The organism is Sinobaca sp. H24, assembly GCF_023845525.1.
The window spans coordinates 1-8,364 of record NZ_JALBWT010000070.1 but is presented as its reverse complement, the minus strand read 5'-3'; the positions used below and the strand labels follow the sequence as shown (position 1 = coordinate 8,364).

Below are 8,364 nucleotides of genomic sequence, written 5' to 3'. Positions count from 1 at the left end.
TCGTTCCAGAACGTCCCTGTCGTAATAGATGGTTTTATTGTACCGCCGGAAGAGCCGGGGCTCGGAATTACATTAAATCCCGATGTATACAAAAGAAAAGATCTTCTCTATAAAATGTCGGAAGCGCCTTCCTTCATCAGTGAAACAGCTGTTTACAATTCGAAAGGAGAAGGCGATCCCTGGAAAAGAGAAAGCAGTTAATCAAAAAAGGAGTGAAAATATATGAATATTTCATTTATAGGACTCGGTATTATGGGCCTGCCAATGGCGCAGCATCTGCAGGAAAAGGGCGATCTGTTTAAGGTGTACAACCGCACTAAGAAAAAGGCAGATATTTTTAAAGAAACGGACGTGGAAATAGCCGATTCGCCGAAAGCGGCAGCGGAAGGGGCGGACATTGTCATTGTGATCGTGTCCGATTCTGCGGATGTAAAAGAAGTGGTACTCGGAGAGCAGGGCGTGATCCACGGAATAAAAAAGGATGCCATCGTAGTGGATATGTCATCGATTAACCCGGAAGTGACGAAAGAAATCGGTGGAGAATTAGAAAAAAGCGGCGCTCATTTAGTAGATGCGCCGGTAAGCGGCGGGGAGAAAGGCGCACAGAATGCGGCTCTTGCTATCATGTGCGGGGGAGAGAGCGCCCACATAGAGAAAGTGAAGCCCTACCTGGACGTAATGGGAAAAAGCGTGGTACACGTCGGAGAGCTTGGCTCCGGCGGATATGCCAAACTGGCCAATCAGGTGATCGTAGCGATAGAACTGCAGGCCGTAAGCGAAGCAATCTATTTGGCAAAGCAGGCAGATTTGGATATTGATGCGCTCTACGAGGCGATCCGCCACGGCCTGGCGGGAAGCAACGTGCTCGATCAAAAGATAGATAATTTTAAAAAGGAAACGTACGATCCTGGTTTTAAAGTAAAGCTGCATTTAAAAGATATGAATAATGCCCTTCAGGCAGCCGAGGCGCAGGGGATCACGCTTCCTATAACATCAGAACTGCAGAAATTCATGAAGGAAATGACCGAGAGCGGGCTGGAAGAGCTGGATCACTCCGCGCTTTATCAATACCTGACAGCAAAATAAACCGTTAAAAAGAAAGAGGTGCAGAGATGAATGTAATTAAACAAAAAGTGAAAAATGGAGAAACGGCCCTGGGCTGCTTTATCGGTTTATACAGTCCGGCACTTGCAGAAATAGCCGGCTACGCTGGATTTGATTTTGTCGTGATTGATAATGAGCACGGTTCATTCAGCTGGGGCGAAGTGGAGCATATGATTCAGGCCTGTGAATCAGCGGAGGTGGTGCCGTTTGTCAGGGTGCCGGACTCTGATCCTATTTCTATTTTAAAAGCGCTCGACCGGGGCGCCAAAGGCATTCATGTGCCCCAGGTGCAGACGGCGGAAGAAGCAGAAAAGATCGTAAAGGCCGCTCACTATCCGCCGAACGGCACGAGGGGCGCAGCTTATTCTGTGAGAGCCGCCAAATACGGTCTGGGCGGAGGAAGTGCCTATCTCGAGCAGAGCAATGAAGACGTGTTTATCGCGGTTCATATAGAAAGTCCTGCAGCAGTAAAAGAAGTCAAAAGCATTATAGCGAGCGGAGTCGATATGGTCTACATCGGCCCGACGGATCTATCGGTATCAGCAGGCAGGGCTGAACAAGGAGCCTCTCATCCTGACGTAGAGCACATGATTCAAACCGTATTTGAAGCAGGCAGAGCGGAAAACGCAGACGTAGGAATACAAGTAGCCAATTTGGAGGAATTAAAAGCAGGCAGGGAAAAGGGCGCCCGTTACATGTGTATCGCCATTAATGCATTAATTAATCCCGCCATCAAAAAATATGTAGAGGAAGCCCGCAGCGGCAGATAAAGGAGACTATCATATGATAAAGCAGAGCAAACGAATCCCCTGCTCCGAAGCAATTGTTGAATCCATGAAAATTGAACAGGTGGAAAAAGTATTCTGCGTGCCGGGGGAGAGCTTTCTTCCTCTCATGGAATCTATTTATCTGGAGCCGTCCATAGAGCTCTATTCCAACCGGCATGAAGGCGGAGCGGCCTTTATGGCAGAAGGCTACGCCAAGGCATCAAACAAAACAGGCGTCGTCATGGCTACGAGGGGAGTGGGCGCGGCGAACCTTTCGATTGGGATACACACCGCCTACCAGGACTCGACTCCGATGGTTGTACTGCTGGGGCAGGTCCACAGCAAATTCAGGGGGCGGGAAGGATTCCAGGAGCTGGAGCTTGATCAATTTCTGGGTCAGGTAACGAAATGGGGCGCAGAAATTAAAGACGCAGAGCGCACCCCGGAAATTATGCAGAAGGCGTTTCGGATTGCGAACTCCGGACGACCGGGGCCGGTCGTTGTAGCGCTCCCGGAAGATGTATTGTATGAGGAAGCGGATATGATGTTCGGCGCTGCCGCCGTTAAGCCAAAGCCGGGCATGTCCGCCGCGGAAGAAGCGCGTTTTATTGAAATAGTAGGACAAGCGGAAAAGCCGGTCATTATTGCCGGAGGAGGCGTCAAGCTGTCCAACGCAGAAGCTGCCCTGAAGTCATTTGCCGAGCAGACGAATATACCAATTATGGCAGCCTTCAGGCGCCAGGATGTGATAGACAATACTCATAAAAACTACTGCGGTCATTTAGGCATGGGCGTGCCGAAAGAACAAATCCAGACGGTAAAGCAGGCGGACGTTGTTATTGTGATCGGAACCCGGCTCTCAGAAGTAACCACGCAGGACTACAGCTTATTAACAGAACATCAGAAGCTCGTTCATATCGATATAGAAGCCGCCATATTAGGAAATGTCTATTCGCCGGATGCGGGAATTGTGGCGGATGCAAACGAAGCATTGGAAAAGCTTCTCGAACAGTCAGCCTATCTGATGAATGAAAAACGCGGCACGTGGCTGGAGGAAAGAAAACAGGCGTTCCTTGATTCCGTTCAGTTGGAAAACGTAACAGAAGAAGCGCTCACGGTAGGTTATAAAGAGGTAATGGAACAATTTAATGAAATTTGGCCGGAAAACGGCATTATTTCAAATGATGCCGGTAATTTTGCCGCCTGGCTGCACCAGTATCATTCGTTTCAATCGCCGAAAGGCTATGTAGGACCTACTTCTGGAGCGATGGGATACGGGCTGCCGGCAGCGATTGGAGCAAAGCTTGCTTTTCCGGAATCACCGGTCGTTTCCTGGTCCGGGGACGGCGGGTTTATGATGACCATGCAGGAAATTGAAACGGCTGTCCGGCACCACATTCCGGTTATTGCGCTGGTTTTTAATAACGGCATGTACGGGACCATCCGCATGCATCAGGAGTGGAAGTTCCCTAAGCACAATCCGGCAACGATGCTCGGCGATGTGAACTATGCCGGGATGGCTGAACATATGGGAGCCAAAGCAAAAAGAGTGTATTCCGGAGAAGAATTTAAATCAGCGCTCGAAGAAGCACTGCATGAAAAAAACAAACCAACCGTTATTGAAATGGTAATGAATAACAAACAGATCTCCCCTCATTTTTTAGTTGAGTAAAAAAAATAAAGCAGAAGAAAGCCCAGTAAATGAACCATCATCGTGCTTTAGTTTTCAAACTAATTAAATAATTGTTGACTATAAAATATAATTGTCTTACAATAAATTTAATTAATAATATAACTAAAAAGCGATGATTCATTGCCGGGCGGCTTTGAAAGAGAGGGGAAGAATATGGAGCAAAGACAAAACCTGCCTAAAGGAATATTAGGATTTCCAACCGCGCCATTCAAAAATGACGGAGGTATTGATGAAAAAGCACTGGAGGAAAATATAAAGTACCTGATTAAAGAAGATTTATCCGCTATTTTCATTGCATGTGGCTCAGGAGAATTCCAGTCGTTGAGTGCAAAGGAATACCAGAATATGGTGGACATTGCTGTAAGCGTTACCAATAAGCAGGTTCCGGTATACACGGGCGTAGGCGGAAATATACAGGAAGCATTGAATCAAACCGTTATCTCAGAGAAAGCAGGAGCTGATGGATACTTAATTCTCCCTCCTTATTTAATCCAGGGAGAGCAGGAAGGCATTTATGAATATTATAGAAGCATCATTGAGAATACAAACTTGAACTCCATTATTTATCAGCGGGATAACGCAATCTCTGATTTGAATACGGTTACAAAACTTGCAGAGCTTCCCCAGCTGATCGGGCTGAAGGACGGTCACGGAAATATGGAACTGAATATTGAACTGATCCAGCACCTTGGCGACCGGTTTGAATGGATGAACGGCATGCCGTTCGCAGAGATCACGATGCCGGCTTATTATCATATGGGATTTGAAACCTACTCATCGGCGATGTCGAACTACATTCCGCACATTTCCAGAATGTACTTTGAAGCACTGAAGAAAAACGACAAAGAAACGCTTCATAATCTTTATCAGGACGTGCTGCTGCCAATCAATGACATCCGTAAGAAGAAAAAAGGCTACGCTGTTTCCCTTATTAAAGCAGGCATGGAAATTATGGGCTTCAACGTCGGCCAGAGTGTAAGAGCACCGGTCGTGGAAGTGAGCAAAGAGCATTACAAAGAATTAGAAGGAATTGTAAAACGGGCATTGGATAAATATCCCGAACCATCTGTTAAGAAATAGAAAAGGAGAGGATTTCATTGTCAATGTTAACGATTCAACAGAAATATAAGAATTATATCGAGGGCCAGTGGAAAGCATCAGCAAACAACGAAGAAAAAGAAAGCATTAACCCCGCTAATACAAAAGAGGTTGTAGGCTATATTCAAATGTCGACAAAAGAAGATGTAAAAGAAGCCATTCAATCAGCAAAAAGTGCCCGGAAAGACTGGAAAAAAATGGCCGATCCGGAACGGGGACAGTATTTATTCAAAGCTGCAGATAAACTGGAGGCACGGGCAAAAGAAGTCGCAGAAGCGATGACGCGGGAAATGGGAAAAACATTTCCGGAAGCGCTTGGAGAAACAATGCGCGGCGTAGCGATTCTACGCTATTATGCCGGAGAAGGTATGCGCAAAACCGGTGACGTCATTCCATCTACTGATAAAGATGCCCTTATGTATACGAAACGAACGCCGCTTGGTGTGGTGGGGGTTATTACACCGTGGAACTTCCCAGTAGCGATTCCGATTTGGAAAATGGCTCCTGCCCTCGTATACGGCAATACGGTTGTATTCAAACCGGCAACGGAAGCTGCAGTAACAGCGGCCTTAGTAGTGGAATGTCTAGTGGAAGCCGGATTTCCGAAAGGCGTCCTGAACTTTGTCACCGGCTCCGGTTCTGTCGTAGGAGATGAGCTAATTCATAATACAGATGTGAACGGAATAACGTTCACAGGCTCCGACGTTACCGGCAAAAAGATAGGCCTGGCAGCGATAGAACGCGGCGCCAAGTACCAGCTGGAAATGGGCGGTAAAAACCCGGTGATTGTAACGGACGATGCCGACATTGATGAAGCTGTGAACGCCACAATCAGCGGAGGTCTCAAGTCAACCGGGCAGAAATGTACGGCGACGAGCCGGGTGATTGTGCAGAGTGCGGTTTATGATGAGTTTAAAGAAAAGCTTGTTGCCAAAGTGAAAGAAATTACCGTAGGCGACGGCATGGATGAGAAAACATGGATGGGACCCTGCGCCAGCAAGTCACAGTTTGACAGTGTGAAATACTATCTCGAAAAGGGACGCGAAGAAGGGCAGATCTTCTCTGCGGAGGAGACGTATCAGAAGATAATGGCTATTTTGTATCACCGGCCATATTTGAGAACGTTTCTGCTGATATGGCTATCGCCCGGGAAGAAATTTTCGGACCGGTGCTGGCTTTGATGAAAGTTGAAACGCTCGAAGAAGCCATCGAGACAGCTAATGACACAGAATACGGTCTCAGCGCTTCCATCTTTACGACAAATATCCGTAAAAGTATGACGTTTATTGACGATATAGAGGCAGGGCTCGTACGGGTAAATTCCGAAAGCGCCGGTGTGGAACTGCAGGCTCCATTCGGAGGAATGAAGCGTTCAAGCTCGCATTCAAGAGAACAGGGTGAAGCAGCTATTGAGTTTTATACTTCGATCAAAACAGTATTCGTAAAATAATCATGAATAGGAAACGCAATGAAAGTTGCGTTTCTATTATCACTATTATTGAAAGCGTTATCACTAAAGGAGAGATAGGATGGACATTTCAGTCACGGTCAATCATACGGATCTAAAGGAGATTGACTTAAAACAGATGAGCCAGCTCGGCGTCGATTACGTTGATTTTGGCAACGGAGCTTCTTTTAAAGGAGTAAAAGAGCAGGGCTACCCGGATTTAGATGAACTGCTGAAGCTTCGAAAAAAACTACAGCTGTGGGGCCTTGATGTGAACCGGGTAACGCTTCCCAATATTTCCAGCAGCTACATGAACAATGAAGAAGGCAGCGAAAAGGAAGTCGATAATTCGCTGCAGGCGATTAAAGCCTTTGGAGAAGCCGGCATCAAAATTGTCCGGCAGCGCTTCGAAGGGGATACGTTCCCGGGAGTAACAAAAGAGTACAAGGCGGTTCACCGGGGCGGGTGCAATAGCCCGCGGGGAAAGCCTTGGCTTTAACAGAAATCCTGTAGAAACGAGAACGTTTGAAGAGCATGAAAAATGGTGGTCCCAGTTCAGCTCCGCTTATGAAAAGCTTGTTATGACAGGGCTGGAAAGCGATGTGAATATCGCCATGCATCCATCGGATACCCCGCTTCCCGATACGCCGTTCGGAAGCCTCGGGTATCACCGGATTATCGATCAGTTCCCGCAGAAAAATGTCGGATACGTTTACTGTATCGGTTCACGGGCCGAGGCAGGAGGAACTTCTCTCATCACAGATGAAATTCATCATTACGGCCGGAAAAATCGGATCTTTCTCGTTCATTTCCGGAATGTGAAAGGGTCGCTGCCCACAGCAGGAGCATTTGAAGAAGCCCTGCTTGATGATGGAGATATGAACATGTTCAAAATACTGCTGGAGCTGAGAAAAGTCGGCTATACCGGATGCCTGAACCCGGATCATACACCGATCATGGAAGGAGACACGCCGGATTTAAACAAAAACTGGCCCAACTCCAATATTGGCTGGACGCATTCGAGCATCGGCTTCGCTTATTCCATCGGCTACATTAAAGCATTACTAGCTGCTCTGGCAGACTTTGAAGGAATACCCCGCAGATAGGAGGTATAACACCAATGATAGTAAAAGCACTTCGTGTGAAAGACCTTATTGCAGCCGTAGCCTTACTTATTTTTTCTATTGTGATGTATATCGGCACGAACAACCTGCAGATGCTGACAAACAGCCAGATTGGCTCTGATTTCGCTCCCCGTCTGATCGCGATAGGATTGTTTATTTTAAGTGCCATCCTTCTCGTGCAGGTATTGATGGATTTTGTGAAAGCATCCAAAAAATACAAGCCGGAGGAAGTAGAAGAGCTCGTAGAACAGAAAAAGATCGAAGAAGTGGGGGAGGAAGGGGCGAAAATCCCTGACAAAACCCGGTATATTAATGCTTCATTAACAATGATATTAATTGCAGCATACGTGTTCATAATGCCCATCGTAGGCTTTTTACTAGGAACTATAGCGTACTTAATGGCCCAATTCTGCCTGCTGGGTGACAGGAAATATTGGAACATTCCTTTATTTATAGGATTAGCCATTGTGGTTCCAATCATTATTTACTACACCTTCCGAGTTGGTTTCGAATTAAGGCTTCCAGCAGGTTGGCTTGGATAGGGAAGGAGAGGATGCAGCATAATGGCAGAAAATTTACTAGCCGGCTTTGGAGACATGTTAACCATAGGAAACATGCTTCTCATCATAGCCGGTGTAGGGCTGGGACTTATATTCGGATCCATCCCGGGTCTTACGGCAACAATGGCTGTAGCGATATGTCTTCCATTAACCTTTACGATGGAACCATCCTCAGGCATGGCGTTGTTAATGGGCCTTTACATTGGAGGCGTATCCGGAGGACTAATACCAGCTATTTTGCTTAAACTTCCAGGTACCCCTTCTTCCATATCGACTACTTTTGACGGCTATCCGATGGCCCAAAAGGGAGAAGCAGGAAAAGCATTCAGCTATGCAATCGTGTTTTCATTCTTAGGCGGACTCTTAAGCATCATCGCGCTAATGTTTATTTCACCACCCCTGGCAGACTTTGCTCTTCGTTTCGGACCATTGGAATATTTTGCGATTACGATGTTTGCTCTGACGCTCATTTCAAGCTTATCAGAAGGCTCTATCGTCAAAGGAATGATGAGCGGGCTGCTCGGTATCAGCTTAGCGATGGTCGGATCGGCTCCCATTGATGCGTTCCCAA

9 protein-coding genes and 1 pseudogene are annotated in these 8,364 nt (G+C 46.8%); all 10 read left to right on the top strand.

The window, feature by feature from the left end:
• A partial coding sequence (locus MMY81_RS32535; protein ID WP_252316075.1) for a hypothetical protein occupies nt 1-201 on the top strand: 201 nt, incomplete at its 5' end.
• 21 nt (nt 202-222) lie between these two features.
• Nucleotides 223-1,086, top strand: coding sequence for an NAD(P)-dependent oxidoreductase (locus MMY81_RS32530; protein WP_252315945.1), 864 nt, complete (start codon nt 223-225; stop codon nt 1,084-1,086).
• A 26-nt stretch (nt 1,087-1,112) separates the two neighbouring features.
• On the top strand, nt 1,113-1,874 hold the full coding sequence (locus tag MMY81_RS32525) for an HpcH/HpaI aldolase family protein (protein ID WP_252315944.1): 762 nt from the start codon (nt 1,113-1,115) through the stop codon (nt 1,872-1,874).
• Nucleotides 1,875-1,887: 13 nt separating this feature from the next.
• Nucleotides 1,888-3,543, top strand: coding sequence for a thiamine pyrophosphate-dependent enzyme (locus MMY81_RS32520; RefSeq protein WP_252316074.1), 1,656 nt, complete (start codon nt 1,888-1,890; stop codon nt 3,541-3,543).
• 174 nt (nt 3,544-3,717) lie between these two features.
• The gene (gene kdgD, locus MMY81_RS32515; RefSeq protein ID WP_252316073.1) at nt 3,718-4,644 is read left to right on the top strand and encodes a 5-dehydro-4-deoxyglucarate dehydratase; all 927 of its coding nucleotides are present in this window, start codon (nt 3,718-3,720) and stop codon (nt 4,642-4,644) included.
• A gap of 17 nt (nt 4,645-4,661) precedes the next feature.
• Nucleotides 4,662-6,112: pseudogene (gene gucD, locus MMY81_RS32510) on the top strand (alpha-ketoglutaric semialdehyde dehydrogenase GucD).
• A 79-nt stretch (nt 6,113-6,191) separates the two neighbouring features.
• Entirely contained in the window at nt 6,192-6,608 is a 417-nt protein-coding gene (locus tag MMY81_RS32505; RefSeq protein ID WP_252316072.1) for a hypothetical protein, read from the top strand.
• An 82-nt stretch (nt 6,609-6,690) separates the two neighbouring features.
• Entirely contained in the window at nt 6,691-7,215 is a 525-nt protein-coding gene (locus MMY81_RS32500) for a mannonate dehydratase (RefSeq protein ID WP_252316071.1), read from the top strand.
• A gap of 14 nt (nt 7,216-7,229) precedes the next feature.
• Nucleotides 7,230-7,775, top strand: a complete 546-nt coding sequence (locus MMY81_RS32495) for a tripartite tricarboxylate transporter TctB family protein (RefSeq protein ID WP_252316070.1) — start codon at nt 7,230-7,232, stop codon at nt 7,773-7,775.
• A 21-nt stretch (nt 7,776-7,796) separates the two neighbouring features.
• Nucleotides 7,797-8,364, top strand: a 568-nt coding sequence (locus MMY81_RS32490; protein WP_252316069.1) for a tripartite tricarboxylate transporter permease, incomplete at its 3' end; no start/stop codon positions are given.